Here is a 17,350-nt window from a genome sequence, read left to right as displayed (position 1 = left end):
CGTGGCTGGACGGGTGATCGTAGGATTACTTTGTGTGCACGAGTCCTGGGGGCACATGCACTCGTGGGTATGCCGGAGGCAAGTCGTCATTCCGTTCGATGGGTGACAAGGGCCGGACGGACGGCCGCACTTACCGGCATGCTGATAGGGCTTGGCGCACTTCGGCGACAAGTGGTCTCAGGGATGGGGGCGTTCCAGTGAGCGGCAACGGCGGAAGCGGAACGAACGCTGTGGGCGCGACGCACGCCGACAAGCGCCCGAACGAGCTGCTCACCTCCTGGTTCGTACGCAGCGGCTGGTCCAAGGGTGAGCTCGCCCGCCAGGTCAACCGCAGGGCACGTCAGCTGGGCGCCAACCACATCTCCACGGACACCTCCCGCGTGCGCCGCTGGCTCGACGGCGAGAACCCCCGCGAGCCGATCCCCAGGATCCTGTCCGAGCTGTTCTCCGAGCGCTTCGGCGTCGTCGTCTCCGTCGAGGACCTGGGCCTGCGCACCGCGCGCCAGTCGCCCTCCGCGACCGGCGTCGACCTGCCGTGGACGGGCCCGCAGACCGTGGCCCTGCTCAGCGAGTTCTCGCGCAGCGACCTCATGCTGGCGCGGCGCGGCTTCCTCGGGAGCTCGCTGGTCCTGTCCGCGGGCCCGGCCCTCATCGAGCCCATGCAGCGCTGGCTCGTGCCCTCGCCCCCGGCCCCGCGCTCCGAGCCCGAGCCCGCGGGCGGTTCCGGACGCGCCCGCGGCCGGCTCTCCAAGCCCGAGCTGGACCTCCTGGAGTCCACGACGGTGATGTTCCGCCAGTGGGACGCCCAATGCGGCGGCGGCCTGCGCCGCAAGGCGGTCGTCGGCCAGCTGCACGAGGTGACGGACCTCCTCCAGGAGCCCCAGCCCGAGTCCACCACGCGACGGCTGTTCAAGGTCGCCGCCGAACTCGCCGAGCTGGCCGGCTGGATGTCCTACGACATCGGGCTCCAGCCGACCGCGCAGAAGTACTTCGTCCTCGCGCTGCACGCCGCCAAGGAGGCCGGCGACCGGCCGCTGGGCTCGTACGTGCTGTCCAGCATGAGCCGCCAGATGATCCACCTCGGCCGGCCCGACGACGCGCTGGAGCTGATCCACCTCGCGCAGTACGGCAGCCGCGACTGCGCCAGCCCGCGCACCCAGTCGATGCTGTATGCGATGGAGGCCCGCGCCTACGCCAACATGGGGCAGCCCGGCAAGTGCAAGCGGGCGGTGCGCATGGCCGAGGACACCTTCTCCGAGGCCGCCGAGTGGGACGAGCCGGATCCCGACTGGATCCGCTTCTTCTCCGAGGCCGAGCTGTACGGCGAGAACTCCCACTCCTACCGCGACCTGGCCTATGTCGCCGGCCGCAGCCCCACGTACGCCTCGCTGGCCGAACCGCTGATGCGGCGGGCCGTGGAGCTCTTCGCCGAGGACGGTGAGCACCAGCGGTCGTACGCACTGAACCTCATCGGCATGGCCACGGTGCACCTGCTCCAGCGCGAGCCCGAGCAGAGCGCGGTCTTCGCCACCGAGGCCATGCAGGTCGCCAAGAAGGTCCGCTCCGAGCGCGTCAACACCCGCATCCGCAAGACGGTGGACACCGCCGCCCGTGACTTCGGCGACCTGGGCGAGGTCGTCGACCTCACCGAGCGGCTCGCCGCCGAACTGCCCGAGACCGCCGAGGCGGTCTGAGCAGCCGTACCACCCCCGGAACCCCGGCCGCGGCCGGCCCTCCCGAACTGCCCGACTCGGCTCCCCCATGCCAGGTCATCGGAAGGCCGACCGCGGCCGGTCTGTGTGCCCCCGGCTGCCTGAAACCGAAGGTTGCGCCACGATAACGATCGGCGCGCCCGTAATCCGGCAGTTCATCGAGGCGTAACACGACACGCGCCTTCGTCACGGCCACGAAACAACGAGGGGCTTCGACCGAAACCGCGCTGCGCCAATCTCGTGGCGCATAACCGGCCCACCCCTCATTCCGCTCGAGGCTTCGCCCGCACGGGGCCGTACCAATGACGAGGAGACGCCGATGGCACCAGCCATCACCCTTGCCGCAGAGGCGCCCAAGCTCTCTGCCGCGAACACAGGGTTCATGCTCATCTGTTCCGCCCTGGTGATGCTCATGACGCCGGGTCTGGCCTTCTTCTACGGAGGCATGGTCCGCGTCAAGAGCACCCTGAACATGCTGATGATGAGCTTCATCAGCCTCGGGATCGTCACCATCCTGTGGGTGCTGTACGGCTTCTCCCTGGCGTTCGGCACCGACTCCGGCAGCCTCATCGGCTGGAACTCCGACTGGGTCGGCCTCGGCAACATCGGCCTGACGGAGCTGTGGCCCGGCTACACGATTCCGGTCTTCGTGTTCCTGGTCTTCCAGCTGATGTTCGCGATCATCACGCCCGCCCTGATCAGCGGCGCCCTCGCGGACCGCGTGAAGTTCAGCGCCTGGGCGCTGTTCATCACCCTGTGGGCCACGGTCGTCTACTTCCCGGTCGCGCACTGGGTCTGGGGCGCCGGCGGCTGGGCCTTCGAGCTGGGCGTCATCGACTTCGCCGGTGGTACGGCCGTGCACATCAACGCGGGTGCCGCGGCCCTCGGCGTGATCCTCGTCATCGGCAAGCGCGTCGGCTTCAAGAAGGACCCGATGCGCCCGCACAGCCTCCCGCTGGTCATGCTCGGCGCCGGTCTGCTGTGGTTCGGCTGGTTCGGATTCAATGCCGGCTCCTGGCTCGGCAACGACGACGGCGTCGGCGCGCTGATGTTCGTCAACACCCAGGTCGCCACCGCCGCCGCCATGCTGGCCTGGCTGATCTACGAGAAGATCCGCCACGGCGCGTTCACCACCCTCGGTGCCGCCTCCGGCGCGGTCGCGGGCCTGGTCGCCATCACCCCGGCCGGCGGCGCGGTCACCCCGCTCGGCTCGATCGCCGTCGGCGCCATCGCCGGTGTGCTGTGCGCCATGGCCGTCGGCCTGAAGTACAAGTTCGGCTACGACGACTCCCTCGACGTCGTCGGCGTCCACCTGGTCGGCGGTGTCCTCGGCTCCCTGCTGATCGGCCTCTTCGCCAGCGGCAAGGGCCAGTCCACCGTCGAGGGCCTCTTCTACGGCGGCGGCCTGACCCAGTTCTGGAAGCAGTGCGCCGGTGTCTTCGCGGTGCTCGCCTACTCCCTGATCGTCTCCGCGATCCTCGCCTTCGTCCTCGACAAGACCATCGGCATGCGGGTCCCCGAGGACGACGAGGTCGCCGGCATCGACCAGGCCGAGCACGCCGAGACCGCATACGACTTCAGCGGCGCCGGTGGCGGTGCCGCCAAGACGGCCGTCACGGCCCCCGTCGCCGCAGCCGCGAGCAAGAAGGTGGACGCATGAAGCTCATCACCGCCGTCGTGAAGCCGCACCGGCTCGACGAGATCAAGGAGGCCCTCCAGGCCTTCGGAGTACACGGCCTGACGGTCACCGAGGCCAGCGGCTACGGTCGTCAGCGGGGCCACACCGAGGTCTACCGAGGCGCCGAGTACACCGTCGACCTGGTCCCCAAGATCCGCATCGAGGTCCTGGTCGAGGACGACGACGCCGAGCAGCTGATCGACGTGGTGGTCAAGGCCGCCCGCACCGGCAAGATCGGTGACGGCAAGGTCTGGTCCATCCCGGTCGAGACGGCCGTACGGGTCAGGACCGGCGAGCGCGGTCCCGACGCGCTCTGAAGGCCTTGGGACAGGACAACGGAACAGGAGTCGCCGGGTGACGGGTACGGACGTGCAGAAGGAAGCAGAGGACTCGGGACCCAGCGGCTACGCGGCGGCCCGGCTGCGTCTCCTCACCGAGGAGGCGCGGTCCGGGCCGCCGCGCCGTGCGGCCCTGGCCGAGCTCACCGACGAATGGCTGACCGGTCTGTTCGCGGCGGGTTCGGAGGGACTGCGCGGTGCCTCCCTGGTCGCCGTCGGCGGCTACGGACGCGGTGAGCTGTCCCCGCGCAGCGACCTCGACCTGCTCCTGCTGCACGACGGGAGCGACACCAAGGCGGTCGCGGCCCTCGCCGACCGGCTCTGGTACCCCGTCTGGGACCTGGGCCTGGACCTCGACCACTCCGTGCGCACACCCGCCGAGGCCCGCAAGACCGCCGGCGAGGACCTCAAGGTGCAGCTCGGCCTGCTGGACGCCCGGCACATCGCCGGCGACCTCGGCCTCACCTCCTCGCTGCGCACGGCCGTCCTGGCCGACTGGCGCAACCAGGCGCCCAAACGCCTGCCCGAACTCCAGGAACTGTGCGCCGAGCGCGCCGAACGCCAGGGCGAGTTGCAGTACTTGCTGGAGCCCGACCTCAAGGAGGCCCGCGGCGGGCTGCGGGACGCCACCGCCCTGCGCGCCGTCGCCGCCTCCTGGCTCGCCGACGCCCCCCGCGAGGGCCTCGCCGACGCCCGGCGCCGCCTCCTCGACGTCCGGGACGCCCTGCACCTGGCCACCGGGCGCGCGACCGACCGGCTCGCCCTCCAGGAGCAGGACCAGGTGGCCGCCGAGCTCGGCCTGCTCGACGCGGACGCCCTGCTGCGCCAGGTGTACGAGGCGGCCCGGCTCGTCTCGTACGCCAGCGACGTCACCTGGCGCGAGATGGGGCGCGTGCTGCGTTCACGCGCCGTGCGGCCCCGGCTGCGCGCCATGCTGGGCGGCGGGAAGCCGACCACCGAGCGGTCACCGCTGGCCGAGGGCGTGGTGGAGCAGGACGGCGAGGTGGTGCTCGCCCGCGCCGCACGCCCCGAACGCGACCCGGTGCTGCCGCTGCGCGCCGCGGCCGCCGCCGCCCAGGCCGGACTCCCGCTCTCCCTGCACGCCGTACGGCGCCTGGCGGCCACCGTGCGCCCGCTGCCCACACCCTGGCCCGCCGAGGCTCGCGAACAGCTCGTCACCCTGCTCGGCTCGGGCCGCCCCACCATCGAGGTGTGGGAGGCGCTGGAGGCCGAGGGACTGATCACCCGGCTGCTGCCCGACTGGGAGCGGGTCCGCTGCCGTCCGCAGCGCAACGCCGTGCACCTGTGGACCGTCGACCGGCACCTGATCGAGACGGCGGTGCGTGCCTCCGAGTTCACCCGCCGGGTCAGCCGACCCGACCTGCTGCTGGTCGCCGCATTGCTGCACGACATCGGCAAGGGCTGGCCGGGGGACCACTCGGTCGCCGGCGAGATCATCGCCAAGGACGTGGCCGCCCGCATCGGCTTCGACCGCCACGACGTGAGCGTCATCGCCGCCCTCGTACGGCACCACCTGCTGCTCATCGACACCGCCACCCGGCGTGACCTGGAGGATCCGGCCACCGTGCGCTCCGTCGCCGAGGCCGTCGGCTCCCAGGGCACCCTGGAGCTGCTGCACGCGCTCACCGAGGCCGACGCGCTCGCGACCGGGCCGGCCGCCTGGTCGTCCTGGCGTGGCTCGCTCGTCGCCGACCTGGTCAAACGGGTCTCGGCGGTGCTCGCCGGGGACGCCCCGGACGATCCCGAGGAGGCCGCGCCCACCGCCGAGCAGGAGCGGCTCGCCCTGGAGGCGGCGGCCACGGGCAGCCCGGTGCTCTCGCTGCGGGCCCAGACCGAGCCGCCCGCCGGGCAGGAGCCGTCCGGCGACCCCGAGCCGCTCGGCGTGGAGCTGCTCATCGCCGTACCCGACCAGCCCGGGGTGCTGCCCGCGGTGGCCGGAGTCCTCGCCATGCACCGGCTGACCGTGCGCACCGCCGAGCTGCGCTCCGTGCACCTGCCGGACGGCCTCGACGGCTCCGTGCTGCTGCTGGACTGGCGGGTCGCCGCCGAGTACGGCTCGCTGCCGCAGGCCGCCCGGCTGCGCGCGGACCTGGTCCGGGCCCTGGACGGCTCCCTGGACATCGCCGGCCGCCTCGCCGAACGGGACGCGGCCTATCCGCGCCGCCGGGGCGTGATCGCGCCGGCGGCCCGGGTCTCCGTCCATCCGGCCGCCTCCCGGCTGGCCACCGTCATCGAGGTCCGCTCCCAGGACGCGCCCGGGCTGCTGTTCCGCATCGGCCGCGCCCTGGAGGACGCGACCGTACGGGTGCGCAGCGCGCACGTCTCCACGCTCGGCGCCAACGCCGTCGACGCCTTCTACGTGACCGGGCCGGAGGGCGCGCCCCTGCCGGGGGACGAGGCGGCCTCGGTGGCGCGGAAGCTGGAGGAGACACTGCGGGGGTGAGGCCGACCCGGCGACTTGTCGCGCCGGGATACCCTGGAGGGCGATTCCCAGTAGCCACCGACCCCGAGGACCGCGAGCGCCGTGTTCGATACTCTCTCCGATCGCCTCTCAGCGACCTTCAAGAACCTGCGCGGCAAGGGACGGCTCTCCGAGGCGGACATCGACGCCACGGCGCGCGAGATCCGGATCGCGCTCCTCGAGGCGGACGTGGCGCTCCCGGTCGTGCGGACGTTCATCAAGAACGTCAAGGAGCGTGCCCTCGGCGCCGAGGTCTCCAAGGCGCTGAACCCGGCCCAGCAGGTTCTGAAGATCGTCAACGACGAGCTCGTCACGATCCTCGGCGGCGAGACCCGGCGCCTGCGCTTCGCCAAGCAGCCGCCCACCGTGATCATGCTGGCGGGTCTTCAGGGTGCCGGTAAGACCACCCTCGCGGGCAAGCTCGGCCACTGGCTGAAGGAGCAGGGCCACTCACCGCTGCTCGTCGCCTGTGACCTCCAGCGCCCCAACGCCGTCAACCAGCTCAGCGTGGTCGCCGAGCGTGCCGGTGTCGCGGTCTACGCCCCCGAGCCGGGCAACGGCGTCGGTGACCCGGTCAAGGTCGCCAAGGACTCCATCGAGCACGCGAAGACCAAGGTCCACGACATCGTGATCGTGGACACCGCCGGCCGTCTCGGCATCGACCAGGAGATGATGCAGCAGGCCGCGGACATCCGCGACGCCGTCTCCCCGGACGAGATCCTGTTCGTCGTCGACGCGATGATCGGCCAGGACGCGGTCAACACCGCCGAGGCCTTCCGCGACGGCGTCGGCTTCGACGGCGTGGTGCTCTCCAAGCTCGACGGCGACGCCCGCGGTGGTGCCGCCCTGTCGATCCGGCAGATCACCGGCAAGCCGATCATGTTCGCCTCCAACGGCGAGAAGCTCGACGACTTCGACGCGTTCCACCCTGACCGGATGGCCTCCCGCATCCTCGACATGGGTGACCTGCTCACCCTGATCGAGCAGGCGGAGAAGACGTTCAGCCAGGAAGAGGCCGAGAAGATGGCCTCCAAGCTGGCGTCCAAGAAGGGCCAGGACTTCACCCTGGACGACTTCCTGGCCCAGATGGAGCAGGTCCGCAAGATGGGCTCCATCTCCAAGCTGCTCGGCATGCTGCCGGGCATGGGCCAGATGAAGGAGCAGATCCAGAACCTCGACGAGCGCGACGTCGACCGCACGGCCGCCATCATCAAGTCGATGACCCCGGCCGAGCGCCAGGAGCCGACGATCATCAACGGCTCGCGCCGCGCCCGGATCGCCAAGGGCTCCGGCGTCGAGGTCAGCGCCGTGAAGAACCTGGTGGAGCGGTTCTTCGAGGCCCGCAAGATGATGTCCCGCATGGCCCAGGGCGGCGGCATGCCCGGGATGCCGGGGATGCCCGGCATGGGCGGCGGTCCCGGCCGGACCAAGAAGAAGCAGAAGCAGGCCAAGGGCAAGCAGCGCTCCGGCAACCCGATGAAGCGCAAGCAGCAGGAGCAGGAGGAGGCCGCCCGCCGGGCCGCCGCGGCCGAGGGCGGCGGCGCCTTCGGGCTGCCCCAGCAGGGCGCCAAGGACTTCGAACTGCCCGACGAGTTCAAGAAGTTCATGGGCTGACGGTCCGTCCTGGAAAAGCCGCTGAGGGCGCCCTTCTCGAAGGGGCGCCCTCAGCGGCTTTTCCGGCGGTTCACGTCAGTCGTTCACGGGCTTCCGGATGTACGGCTCCTCTCAGGACGCTGCCGCTGCCGCTGGGAGCGTCAGGGCGTCCGGGCGATCAGATACCGGAACACGTTCGGCATCCACACCGTGCCGTCCCGACGCTGGTGCGGGTGCAGGGCCTCGGTGAGCTCCTTGTCTACCTGCGCCTGGTCGGTCGCCGTCATCGCCGCGTCGAACAGACCGGTCGACTTCAGTCCGCGCACCGCGCTGTCCACGTCGGCGTAGCCGAAGGGGCAGGCCACCCGGCCCGAGCCGTCCGGTTTCAGCCCGGCCCGCCGCGCGACGTCCTCCAGGTCGTCGCGCAGGGCCGGACGCCAGCTGCCCGAGGTGCGTTCCGGCTCCGCCAGCTTCGTGGCCACCCGCATCACCGACGCGGTGGCGCAGCGTTCCGGCGGGCCCCAGCCGGCCAGCACCACGGCCGCGCCCCGCTCGGCGAGCGGTGTCGCCTCCGTGAGCTGCCCGCTCAGCCCCTCCGAGTCGCCCGCCAGGCACCCGATCGGCTCGAACGCCGTCAGCAGGGTGTAGCCCGCGGCGCCGGGCCTGCCGGCGTCCCGGGGCGATCCGTCGACCAGCCGCGTGCCCGTACGCGCACGCGCGCCCGACGCCTCGGGGAGCAGTCGCTCCCGCGCCAGGGCCATTCTTTCGGGGGATGTGTCGACACCGGTGACCGCCGCTCCCCGGGCGGCGGCCATCAGCAGGGCGAGTCCGGAACCGCAGCCGAGGCCGAGCAGCCGCGTGGTGGGACCCACCTCCAGTCGCTCGTAGACGGCCTCATAGAGCGGTACGAGCATCCGCTCCTGGATCTCGGACCAGTCACGCGCGCGTGCACGCACATCCACGCGGGGTGCGGGCCCCGCATGAGGCAGGTGCTGCCGCACGAGCGTTGGTGTCATAAGTAAGCGCCCCAATCCGCCGAGAGTTGCCTCTTGCCCGATTCCATGGCCCCCGTGACAGTGCGCTCGCACTCCCCCCGTATGCCAGGAAACTCCCCCCTCGACCCGCCGTCCAGTGGAATGCGGCAGGGCTTGTGAGATGTCATGTGCCTATGGCGAGATTTCACATTCCGGTAACCGGGCCGGCCGATCACGCGGTGACCGTACGGTGTCCGGTCGCCGAGGACGGGCCGGTGCCGGACGACGGGGAGGCGCCCGGTAACGTCGCGGTCGTGGCACGCGCTTACCGAGACAGGCCGCGCGCATTCGCGGCGGGGCACAAGGTGACCGGAACGCCTCTTGCGTCCCGGCGGACTCCCGCCGCCCCGGCGCGCGCAGTCGGCCTACGCGCCGGCGCGTAGCGAGAAGTACGCACCACCTTGTGGTGAGCTGTGAGGCTTCTCCACAGATCAGCGCACCCGCCCTCGTCGGGACGCATCAGAGGCAACTGACGGGTACGTGCAAATTATTTGGGATGGCCCGGAATCGGAACACTGGGGCACCCCGGCTCGTTGTCATTACGTGAGCACGACACAGACACCACCTGTTCTCGCCGCAGAGCTGGCACAGGCGTGGGCCGACATTCAGCGGTACCACCCCGAGCTGCCCGACCTTGCCGCGCCAGAGTCCCTGATCGGGGAGTCGTCGTCCGCGTGCGGTCACGAACTCTCCTTCGAGCGACTGCTCCATGAGGCAGTCCATGGCATCGCCGCCGCGCGCGGCGTCCGCGACACCTCCCGTGCCGGCCGCTACCACAACCGCAGATTCCTCGCGATCGCCGAGGAGCTGGGCCTGGACCACCCCGAGGAACCGCATCCCAGCAGCGGTTTCTCCCTGGTCACGCTCACCCCCGAGGCGAAGCGCCGCTACCGCCCGACCATGGAGCGCCTCCAGCGCGCCCTGAAGGCCCACACCGCCGCGACCTCCTCCGACACCTCCCGCACCTTCCGGGGCCCGGCCGCCCGTCACGGCTCCTCCGGCGGCGGAGTCCGCGTCAAGGCGGTGTGTGACTGCGGCCGCAACGTCCGGGTCGTCCCCTCGGTCCTCGCCCAGGCCCCCATCGTCTGCGGCGGCTGCGGCAAGCCGTTCCGGATCCCGGACGTCGTGGGAGCGGTCGCGAGCTGACGCCCCCCACCGGCATCTCGTGGCTGCCGGTCTGCGGCGCAGGGCTCGGACCATGACGCGCACCCGTCGTGCCTCACCGCCACGCCGGGTGCGCCGTCGGCGTGCCCGGACGACGGTTCCCGCCCCCGGCCCGGAGGGGCCCTCGGGGTGTGGCACAATGGCTAGCTGTACTCGACAGCCGCACAGGAACCCTCTCGCCTCCGGCTGACGCGTCCATCGGGCACTCGGGTACCGCAACCCCACGCGGCATTCTCGCCGTGCCCAACCACGTCAAATCCAGGAGAACCCACTCCCGTGGCAGTCAAGATCAAGCTGAAGCGTCTGGGCAAGATCCGTTCGCCTCACTACCGCATCGTCGTCGCCGACTCCCGCACCCGTCGTGACGGCCGTGCGATCGAGGAGATCGGCAAGTACCACCCGACGTACAACCCGTCGGTCATCGAGGTCGACGCGGACCGTGTCGCGTACTGGCTGGGTGTCGGCGCGCAGCCGACCGAGCCCGTGCTCGCCATCCTCAAGAAGACCGGCGACTGGCAGAAGTTCAAGGGCGAGCCGGCTCCGGCCCCGCTCCTGACGCAGCCCGAGAAGGCCGCGCGTCCGTCGTTCGAGGCGATCGGCGGCGACGACGAGGGCAAGGGTGAGGCGATCACCCAGAAGAAGAAGGCTGAGAAGAAGGACGACGCTGCCGCTGAGTCCGCTTCGACCGAGGCCTGAGCATGCTCGAGGAGGCTCTCGAGCACCTCGTGAAGGGCATCGTCGACAACCCTGACGATGTGCAGGTCGCCTCGCGCAACCTGCGTCGCGGTCGCGTGCTCGAGGTCCGGGTTCACCCGGACGACCTCGGCAAGGTGATCGGCCGCAACGGCCGCACCGCACGCGCCCTGCGTACCGTCGTGGGCGCCATCGGCGGTCGCGGTGTCCGCGTCGACCTGGTCGACGTGGATCACGTCCGCTGACGCTTATCGCAACCGGCTCGGGCCGGGGAAGGCCTGAGGGCCGTCCCCGGCCCGTCGCTGTATGACAGGAGACTTGGACACGTGCAGCTGGTAGTCGCACGGATCGGCCGTGCCCATGGCATCAAGGGTGAGGTCACCGTCGAGGTACGGACCGACGAGCCCGAGCTGAGGCTCGCCCCCGGTGCCGTGCTCGCCACCGACCCCGCCTCCGCGGGGCCCCTCACCATCGAGACGGGCCGCGTCCACAGCGGCCGCCTCCTGCTGCGCTTCGAGGGCGTCAGCGACCGCACCGGCGCCGAAGCCCTGCGCAACATCCTCCTCATCGCGGAGATCGACCCGGAGGAACTGCCCGAGGGCGAGGACGAGTACTACGACCACCAGCTCATGGACCTCGACGTGGTCACCGTCGACGGCACCGAGGTCGGCCGCATCACGGAGATCTCCCACCTGCCCACCCAGGACCTGTTCATCGTGGAGCGCCCCGACGGCAGTGAGGTGATGATCCCCTTCGTCGAGGAGATCGTCGCCGAGATCGACCTGGAGGAGCAGAAGGCCGTCATCACCCCGCCCCCGGGCCTGATCGACGACCGCGCCGAGATCGCCTCCAGCCGGGACGAATCCTGATGCGCCTCGACGTCGTCACGATCTTCCCGGAGTACCTGGAACCGCTGAACGTCTCCCTCGTCGGCAAGGCACGCGCGCGTGGACAGCTCGACGTGCACGTCCACGACCTGCGCTCCTGGACCTACGACCGTCACAACACCGTCGACGACACCCCTTACGGCGGCGGCCCCGGCATGGTCATGAAGACCGAGCCGTGGGGGGACGCACTGGACTCCGTCCTGGCCGACGGCTACGAGAAGGGCTCCCGGGAGCCCACCCTGATCGTGCCCACGCCCAGCGGCCGCCCCTTCACCCAGGACCTCGCCGTCCACCTCTCCGAGCGTCCCTGGCTGATCTTCACGCCGGCCCGCTACGAGGGCATCGACCGGCGCGTCGTCGACGAGTACGCGACCCGGATGCCCGTCCACGAGGTGTCCATCGGCGACTACGTCCTGGCCGGCGGCGAAGCGGCCGTCCTGGTCGTCACCGAGGCCGTGGCGCGGCTGCTGCCGGGCGTCCTCGGCAACGCCGAGTCCCACCGCGACGACTCCTTCGCGCCCGGCGCCATGGCGAACCTCCTGGAGGGGCCCGTCTACACCAAGCCGCCCGAGTGGCGCGGCCGGGACATCCCCGACGTGCTGCTCAGCGGCCACCACGGCAAGATCGCCCGCTGGCGCCGCGACGAGGCCCTCAAGCGCACCACCGCCCACCGGCCCGACCTCATCGAGCGCTGCGACCCCAAGGCCTTCGACAAGAAGGACCGCGAGATGCTCTCCATCCTGGGCTGGGCCCCGGACCCGGCGGGGGAGCCGTACGGCCGATTTTGGCGCAGGACCGACGGCGTGGAAGAATAGCCAGCTGTTGTGCGTCCGTCCGGCGTGCGCCCCTGCCACAGGGGGAGACGACGTCCGTCCGACCCGCACACACCTGATCCCGAAACACCTAGTTTCCGTTGATGACCTGTGGCATCAGCGAGGAAAGCAGACGAAATGTCTCACCTGCTCGACACCGTCGACTCCGCGTCGCTGCGCGACGACGTCCCCGCCTTCCGTCCGGGTGACACCGTCAACGTGCACGTCCGCGTCATCGAGGGCAACCGCTCCCGTGTGCAGCAGTTCAAGGGCGTCGTGATCCGCCGCCAGGGTTCCGGCGTGCGCGAGACCTTCACGGTCCGCAAGGTCTCCTTCTCCGTCGGCGTCGAGCGCACCTTCCCGGTGCACACCCCGATCGTCGAGAAGATCGAGCTCGTCACCAAGGGTGACGTCCGCCGCGCCAAGCTGTACTACCTCCGTGAGCTGCGCGGCAAGGCCGCGAAGATCAAGGAGAAGCGCGAGAACTGAGCGCTTTCCGGGGTTCGCGCCGGGGCCGGATAGCATCTGGCTCCGATGGACACCGAAGCACAGCCGACGGAGCGCGACCGCTCCTCCCGCCCTTCCGGTTCCGAGGCGACGACCTCGGAGGCCGCGGGGCCGGAGGACCGGTCGCGTTTCGCGTTGGTGGCGCGGGCCGGCTCCTGGGTCCCGGGCGGCCGCATCACCCTCACCCTGCTGGTCTGCCTGGTCTTCCTGCTGCTGCTCAGCACCTTCGTGCTGCGCCCGTTCCAGATCCCCAGCGGATCCATGGAGCCCGCGTTGAGGATCGGCGACCGGGTTCTCGTAAATAGGTTGGCGTACCGTTTCGGTGCCGCGCCGCAGCGGGGAGACATCGTGGTGTTCGACGGGACCGGGTACTTCGGGCACGCGGACTACATCAAACGCGTTGTCGGTGTGGGGGGAGACCACGTGGTCTGCTGCGACAGCGAGGGGAGGATCCAGGTGAACGGGCGGCCGGTCGACGAGTCGGGCTTCCTGCACCATGGCGACAGCCCGTCCGCGGTGCCCTTCGACGTCGTCGTGCCCGACGGCACCCTGTTCGTCCTCGGCGACCACCGCAGCGACTCCAGCGACTCCCGCGACCACCTGGGCTCGCCCGGCGGCGGCATGATCCCCGTGGGCGAGGTGATCGGCCGCGCCGACGGGATCGTCTGGCCCTTCGGCCACGCCATCCGGCTGCACCGGCCCACCGCCTACGCGCGTGTGCCCGCCGCCGGGGAGGGCGCCCATGGGTAACCGCGGCAAACCGCGCGGCGTCCCTGCGGGCCCCGCCGAGAACCTGCTGCCCACCGGCGCCCGGCGCGCCGCCGGACCGTCAGGGAGCGGCCGTACCCGTGCCGAGCGCCGCAAACTCCAGCGCAAGGTCAAGCGGCGTCGCAGGCGCGGTGCCGTCAAGGAGATACCGCTCCTCGTCGGCGTCGCCGTCCTGATAGCGCTCGTGCTGAAGACCTTCCTCGTCCAGGCCTTCGTCATCCCGTCCGGCTCCATGGAGCAGACGATCCAGATCGGCGACCGCGTCCTGGTCGACAAGCTCACCCCGTGGTTCGGCTCCAGGCCGCAGCGCGGGGACGTCGTCGTCTTCAAGGACCCCGGCGGCTGGCTCCGGGACGAGCAGCCCACCACGCAGAAGTCCGACCCCGTCGTCGTCAAGCAGGTCAAGGAAGGGCTCACCTTCATCGGCCTGCTGCCGTCCGAGAACGAGAAGGACCTCATCAAGCGGGTCGTCGGCGTCGGCGGCGACCGGGTCAAGTGCTGTGACACGCAAGGGCGTGTCACCGTCAACGGCGTCCCGCTGAACGAGGACTACCTCTACCCCGGGGCAGCCCCGTCGGACACGCCGTTCGACATCACCGTCCCGCAGGGGCGGTTGTGGGTGATGGGCGACCACCGGAACAACTCCGCGGACTCGCGCGCCCACCAGGACACCGACTACGGGGGCACGGTCTCCGAGGACGAGGTGGTGGGCCGCGCCATGGTCATCGCCTGGCCCTTCGGCCACTGGAACATGCTGGAGGAGCCGAATACGTATGCCTCCGTGTCCGACTCGGCCACCGGGTCGACCGCTGCTCCCGAACTGTCGCATAGGGTTGCCCCCTACGATGCGAACGGAACGATCCAGCTCCCGACCCCTGCGGAACTCCCGCTCGTTATGGGAGTGGTGGGCCTGCGCCGCATCGGTGGCAGGCGGCGGCAGAGAGTGAGGAGTTGGCGTGGGGGATGTGGCGGTTGGCGCACGGTCCGGACACGATGGCGAGGAGCATCGCGGACGTCCCGCGGAATCCGCCGTCCCGGCCGCGGACAGCGCCGTGACCCCCGGGAGTGACTCCGGGGCAGCCGAGGGCGACAGGGTGACGAGCGAGGACACGACAGCCGAGGGCCAGGGACCGGGCGGTACGGCCCGGACACCCAAGAAGCCGCGCTCCTTCTGGAAGGAGCTGCCGATCCTGATCGGTATCGCGCTGGTACTGGCGCTGCTGATCAAGACGTTCCTGGTGCAGGCCTTCTCCATCCCGTCCGACTCGATGCAGAACACCCTCCAGCAGGGTGACCGCGTCCTGGTCGACAAGCTCACCCCCTGGTTCGGCTCCGAGCCCGAGCGCGGCGAAGTCGTGGTCTTCCACGACCCGGACAACTGGCTGGCGGGCGAGCCGACCACGGACCCGAACGCCCTTCAGGCCTTCCTCAGCTGGATCGGCCTCATGCCGTCCGCCGAGGAGAAGGACCTCATCAAGCGCGTCATCGGCGTCGGCGGCGACACCATCCAGTGCAAGGGCACCGGCCCGCTCACGGTCAACGGCAAGGCGCTGAACGAGCAGGACTACGTCTACGCCGGGAACACGCCGTGCAGCCAGGACGACCAGGGCGGCGTGTTCAAGGTGAAGGTCCCCGAGGGCTACATCTGGGTCATGGGCGACCACCGGCAGAACTCGCGGGACTCGCGCTACAACCAGGCCGACAAGCACCACGGCATGGTCCCGGTGAAGGACGTCGTCGGACGCGCCGTCGTCGTCGCCTGGCCGATCAACCGGTGGGCGACCCTGCCGGTGCCGGACACCTTCGACCAGTCCGGGCTGAACGCCCAGCCGGCCGTCGGCGGGCTGCCCGTCGCGCCGCAGGGCCTGGCCCTGGCCGGTATGGTGCCGGTGGTGTGGTGGCGTCGCCGCAAGCAGTGATCCCGGCCATGGGCTGACCCCGGCCGGTACCCCCGGGTAGGGTGCGGACCCATGGGTGGCGAGAGCATGACGCACACGGCCCCGCGCAGCGGTGGCCCGAGCACGGGCCCGGTGGGCAGCCGGACCGGACAGCGGTTGTCCGGGCTGGCCGTCGCACTGGGCCTCGTGCTGTTCCTGGGCGGTTTCGCCTGGGGAGCGGTGGTCTACCGGCCGTACACGGTCCCCACCAGCTCGATGACCCCGACGATCGACGCGGGCGACCGGATCCTGGCGCAGCGCGTCGACGGCGCCGAGGTGCGCCGCGGTGACGTCGTCGTCTTCAAGGACGCGACCTGGGCCAACGCGCCCATGGTCAAGCGTGTGGTCGCGGTCGGCGGTGACACGGTCTCCTGCTGCCAGGACGGCAGGCTGAAGGTCAACGGCAAGGAGATCGACGAAACGTACCTGCCCAAGGGCACACCGGCCGAGATGAGCAATTTCCCGACCGTGACCGTCCCAAAGGGCCGGCTCTTCCTGCTCGGCGACGAGCGGGGGAACTCCGTCGACTCCACCGCCCATCTGACCGACGCCGCCAGCGGCACGGTGGCGCGTTCCGCCGTGGACGCCCGCGTCGACTCCGTCGTGTGGCCGATGAAGGGCATGCTGGAGCGCCCCACCGGCTTCGAGGCCCTCGGCACCCTCTCCTCGCCCGGACCGCTGCAAACGATCGTCCTCCTCGTGATCGCCGGTGCCGTGCTCGTGCTCGGCGGAGGCGCCTACGGGCCCATCGCCAAGCGCACCGGGGCCGCCCGGGCCCGACGGGAGAGCACGGAGCCCGCGGGTGTCCGCTGAGGCCGTGGCAGCCGGCCAGGACCCCCACGAGGGCGGGCTGCGCAAGGTCGCCCGGGTCGTGCTGCTCGACCCGCAGGACCGCATCCTGCTGCTGCACGGGCACGAGCCGGACGATCCGGCCGACGACTGGTGGTTCACGCCCGGCGGGGGAGTGGAGGGCGCCGAGACCCGTCGACAGGCGGCTCTGCGGGAACTCGCCGAAGAGACGGGCATCACCGAGGCCGAGGTCGAGCTCGGTCCGGTGCTGTGGCGGCGCAGGTGCTCCTTCCCGTTCGCCGGCCGCCGCTGGGACCAGGACGAGTGGTACTACCTGGCCCGTACGGACCGCACGGCGGTCGCCGCCACGGGGCTGACCGAGCTGGAACGGCGCAGTGTCGCCGGAGCGCGCTGGTGGACGTGTCCGGAACTGAGCCGGGCACATGAGACGGTGTATCCGACCAGACTCGCCGGGCTGCTGCGCACGCTGCTCGACGAAGGTCCCCCGGCCAGGCCCGTCATCCTTGACCCGGAAATCGTCTAGGGGCTCACGGGACTGGCGCACAATGGGGGGATCGCACGGCTGAAGGGGAACATGCCATGAGCGCCGAGGACCTCGAGAAGTACGAGACCGAGATGGAGCTGAAGCTCTACCGGGAGTACCGCGATGTCGTCGGTCTGTTCAAATACGTGATCGAGACCGAGCGGCGTTTCTACCTGACCAACGACTACGAGATGCAGGTGCACTCGGTCCAGGGTGAGGTGTTCTTCGAGGTCTCCATGGCGGATGCCTGGGTGTGGGACATGTACCGGCCGGCACGGTTCGTGAAGCAGGTTCGGGTCCTCACGTTCAAGGACGTGAACATCGAGGAGCTGAACAAGAGCGATCTGGAGCTGCCGAGTGGGTGACGGAGTTATCCACAATCGCTGAGTCGCCCACCAAGATCCACTTCTTG

General features: G+C 70.6%; 18 protein-coding genes. 17 read left to right on the top strand and 1 reads right to left on the bottom strand.

Annotated elements, in window-relative coordinates:
- Window positions 1-197: 197 nt before the first annotated feature.
- From AB0I06_RS09360 to ffh, 5 genes are all read left to right on the top strand, one after another.
- A complete protein-coding gene (locus AB0I06_RS09360) occupies window positions 198-1,694 on the top strand; it encodes a hypothetical protein (RefSeq protein ID WP_363118157.1) in 1,497 nt (498 codons plus the stop codon).
- A 337-nt stretch (window positions 1,695-2,031) separates the two neighbouring features.
- Window positions 2,032-3,372: an ammonium transporter gene (locus tag AB0I06_RS09355; RefSeq protein WP_363118156.1), complete on the top strand. Its 1,341-nt coding sequence runs from the start codon at window positions 2,032-2,034 to the stop codon at window positions 3,370-3,372.
- On the top strand, window positions 3,369-3,707 hold the full coding sequence (locus tag AB0I06_RS09350; RefSeq protein ID WP_030231663.1) for a P-II family nitrogen regulator: 339 nt from the start codon (window positions 3,369-3,371) through the stop codon (window positions 3,705-3,707). The genes AB0I06_RS09355 and AB0I06_RS09350 overlap by 4 nt, the downstream gene beginning before the upstream one ends.
- Before the next feature lie 37 nt (window positions 3,708-3,744).
- Window positions 3,745-6,192: a [protein-PII] uridylyltransferase gene (locus AB0I06_RS09345; protein ID WP_363118155.1), complete on the top strand. Its 2,448-nt coding sequence runs from the start codon at window positions 3,745-3,747 to the stop codon at window positions 6,190-6,192.
- 81 nt (window positions 6,193-6,273) lie between these two features.
- Complete coding sequence (gene ffh / locus AB0I06_RS09340; protein ID WP_363118154.1) at window positions 6,274-7,824, top strand: signal recognition particle protein; 1,551 nt, start codon at window positions 6,274-6,276, stop codon at window positions 7,822-7,824.
- Between the two features lie 140 nt (window positions 7,825-7,964).
- Here the strand turns inward: ffh and AB0I06_RS09335 are convergent, their stop codons facing one another.
- On the bottom strand, window positions 7,965-8,819 hold the full coding sequence (locus AB0I06_RS09335; protein WP_363118153.1) for a methyltransferase domain-containing protein: 855 nt from the start codon (window positions 8,817-8,819) through the stop codon (window positions 7,965-7,967).
- Between the two features lie 561 nt (window positions 8,820-9,380).
- Between AB0I06_RS09335 and AB0I06_RS09330 the strand changes: the two genes are divergently transcribed.
- The 12 genes from AB0I06_RS09330 (at window position 9,381) to AB0I06_RS09275 (ending at window position 17,303) form a co-directional block, all read left to right on the top strand.
- On the top strand, window positions 9,381-9,983 hold the full coding sequence (locus AB0I06_RS09330; RefSeq protein ID WP_283970237.1) for a hypothetical protein: 603 nt from the start codon (window positions 9,381-9,383) through the stop codon (window positions 9,981-9,983).
- A 294-nt stretch (window positions 9,984-10,277) separates the two neighbouring features.
- The gene (gene rpsP / locus AB0I06_RS09325; protein ID WP_363118152.1) at window positions 10,278-10,697 is read left to right on the top strand and encodes a 30S ribosomal protein S16; all 420 of its coding nucleotides are present in this window, start codon (window positions 10,278-10,280) and stop codon (window positions 10,695-10,697) included.
- A 2-nt stretch (window positions 10,698-10,699) separates the two neighbouring features.
- The gene (locus tag AB0I06_RS09320) at window positions 10,700-10,939 is read left to right on the top strand and encodes an RNA-binding protein (RefSeq protein WP_003973401.1); all 240 of its coding nucleotides are present in this window, start codon (window positions 10,700-10,702) and stop codon (window positions 10,937-10,939) included.
- 81 nt (window positions 10,940-11,020) lie between these two features.
- Complete coding sequence (rimM, locus tag AB0I06_RS09315; protein WP_363118151.1) at window positions 11,021-11,563, top strand: ribosome maturation factor RimM; 543 nt, start codon at window positions 11,021-11,023, stop codon at window positions 11,561-11,563.
- Window positions 11,563-12,396, top strand: coding sequence for a tRNA (guanosine(37)-N1)-methyltransferase TrmD (gene trmD, locus AB0I06_RS09310; RefSeq protein WP_363118150.1), 834 nt, complete (start codon window positions 11,563-11,565; stop codon window positions 12,394-12,396). Before rimM ends, trmD begins: the two co-directional genes overlap by 1 nt.
- Before the next feature lie 135 nt (window positions 12,397-12,531).
- Window positions 12,532-12,882, top strand: coding sequence for a 50S ribosomal protein L19 (gene rplS, locus AB0I06_RS09305; RefSeq protein ID WP_104781421.1), 351 nt, complete (start codon window positions 12,532-12,534; stop codon window positions 12,880-12,882).
- Window positions 12,883-12,927: 45 nt separating this feature from the next.
- A complete protein-coding gene (gene lepB, locus AB0I06_RS09300; RefSeq protein ID WP_363118148.1) occupies window positions 12,928-13,650 on the top strand; it encodes a signal peptidase I in 723 nt (240 codons plus the stop codon).
- Entirely contained in the window at window positions 13,643-14,737 is a 1,095-nt protein-coding gene (lepB, locus tag AB0I06_RS09295) for a signal peptidase I (RefSeq protein ID WP_363118147.1), read from the top strand. The genes lepB (AB0I06_RS09300) and lepB (AB0I06_RS09295) overlap by 8 nt, the downstream gene beginning before the upstream one ends.
- The gene (gene lepB / locus AB0I06_RS09290) at window positions 14,625-15,587 is read left to right on the top strand and encodes a signal peptidase I (protein ID WP_363118146.1); all 963 of its coding nucleotides are present in this window, start codon (window positions 14,625-14,627) and stop codon (window positions 15,585-15,587) included. Before lepB (AB0I06_RS09295) ends, lepB (AB0I06_RS09290) begins: the two co-directional genes overlap by 113 nt.
- Window positions 15,588-15,638: 51 nt before the next feature.
- Window positions 15,639-16,418: a signal peptidase I gene (lepB, locus tag AB0I06_RS09285; protein ID WP_363118145.1), complete on the top strand. Its 780-nt coding sequence runs from the start codon at window positions 15,639-15,641 to the stop codon at window positions 16,416-16,418.
- Window positions 16,408-16,938: an NUDIX hydrolase gene (locus AB0I06_RS09280; RefSeq protein ID WP_363118144.1), complete on the top strand. Its 531-nt coding sequence runs from the start codon at window positions 16,408-16,410 to the stop codon at window positions 16,936-16,938. Before lepB (AB0I06_RS09285) ends, AB0I06_RS09280 begins: the two co-directional genes overlap by 11 nt.
- Before the next feature lie 56 nt (window positions 16,939-16,994).
- A complete protein-coding gene (locus AB0I06_RS09275) occupies window positions 16,995-17,303 on the top strand; it encodes a DUF2469 domain-containing protein (RefSeq protein WP_003993268.1) in 309 nt (102 codons plus the stop codon).
- Window positions 17,304-17,350: the final 47 nt, after the last annotated feature.

This window comes from Streptomyces sp. NPDC050674 (assembly GCF_040654575.1).
GTDB lineage: Bacteria > Actinomycetota > Actinomycetes > Streptomycetales > Streptomycetaceae > Streptomyces.
The sequence above is the reverse complement of the archived record's forward strand: the minus strand, read 5'-3'. Positions and strand labels throughout refer to the sequence as shown.

Bases quoted from the DNA above. Each gene is read 5' to 3' on its own strand.
- AB0I06_RS09355 (WP_363118156.1), top strand. From the start codon at position 2,032: ATGGCACCAGCCATCACCCTTGCCGCAGAGGCGCCCAAGCTCTCTGCC.
- AB0I06_RS09350 (WP_030231663.1), top strand. From the start codon at position 3,369: ATGAAGCTCATCACCGCCGTCGTGAAGCCGCACCGGCTCGACGAGATC.
- AB0I06_RS09335 (WP_363118153.1), bottom strand. From the start codon at position 8,819: ATGACACCAACGCTCGTGCGGCAGCACCTGCCTCATGCGGGGCCCGCA.
- AB0I06_RS09320 (WP_003973401.1), top strand. From the start codon at position 10,700: ATGCTCGAGGAGGCTCTCGAGCACCTCGTGAAGGGCATCGTCGACAAC.
- trmD (WP_363118150.1), top strand. From the start codon at position 11,563: ATGCGCCTCGACGTCGTCACGATCTTCCCGGAGTACCTGGAACCGCTG.
- rplS (WP_104781421.1), top strand. From the start codon at position 12,532: ATGTCTCACCTGCTCGACACCGTCGACTCCGCGTCGCTGCGCGACGAC.
- lepB (WP_363118148.1), top strand. From the start codon at position 12,928: ATGGACACCGAAGCACAGCCGACGGAGCGCGACCGCTCCTCCCGCCCT.
- lepB (WP_363118147.1), top strand. From the start codon at position 13,643: ATGGGTAACCGCGGCAAACCGCGCGGCGTCCCTGCGGGCCCCGCCGAG.
- lepB (WP_363118145.1), top strand. From the start codon at position 15,639: ATGGGTGGCGAGAGCATGACGCACACGGCCCCGCGCAGCGGTGGCCCG.
- AB0I06_RS09275 (WP_003993268.1), top strand. From the start codon at position 16,995: ATGAGCGCCGAGGACCTCGAGAAGTACGAGACCGAGATGGAGCTGAAG.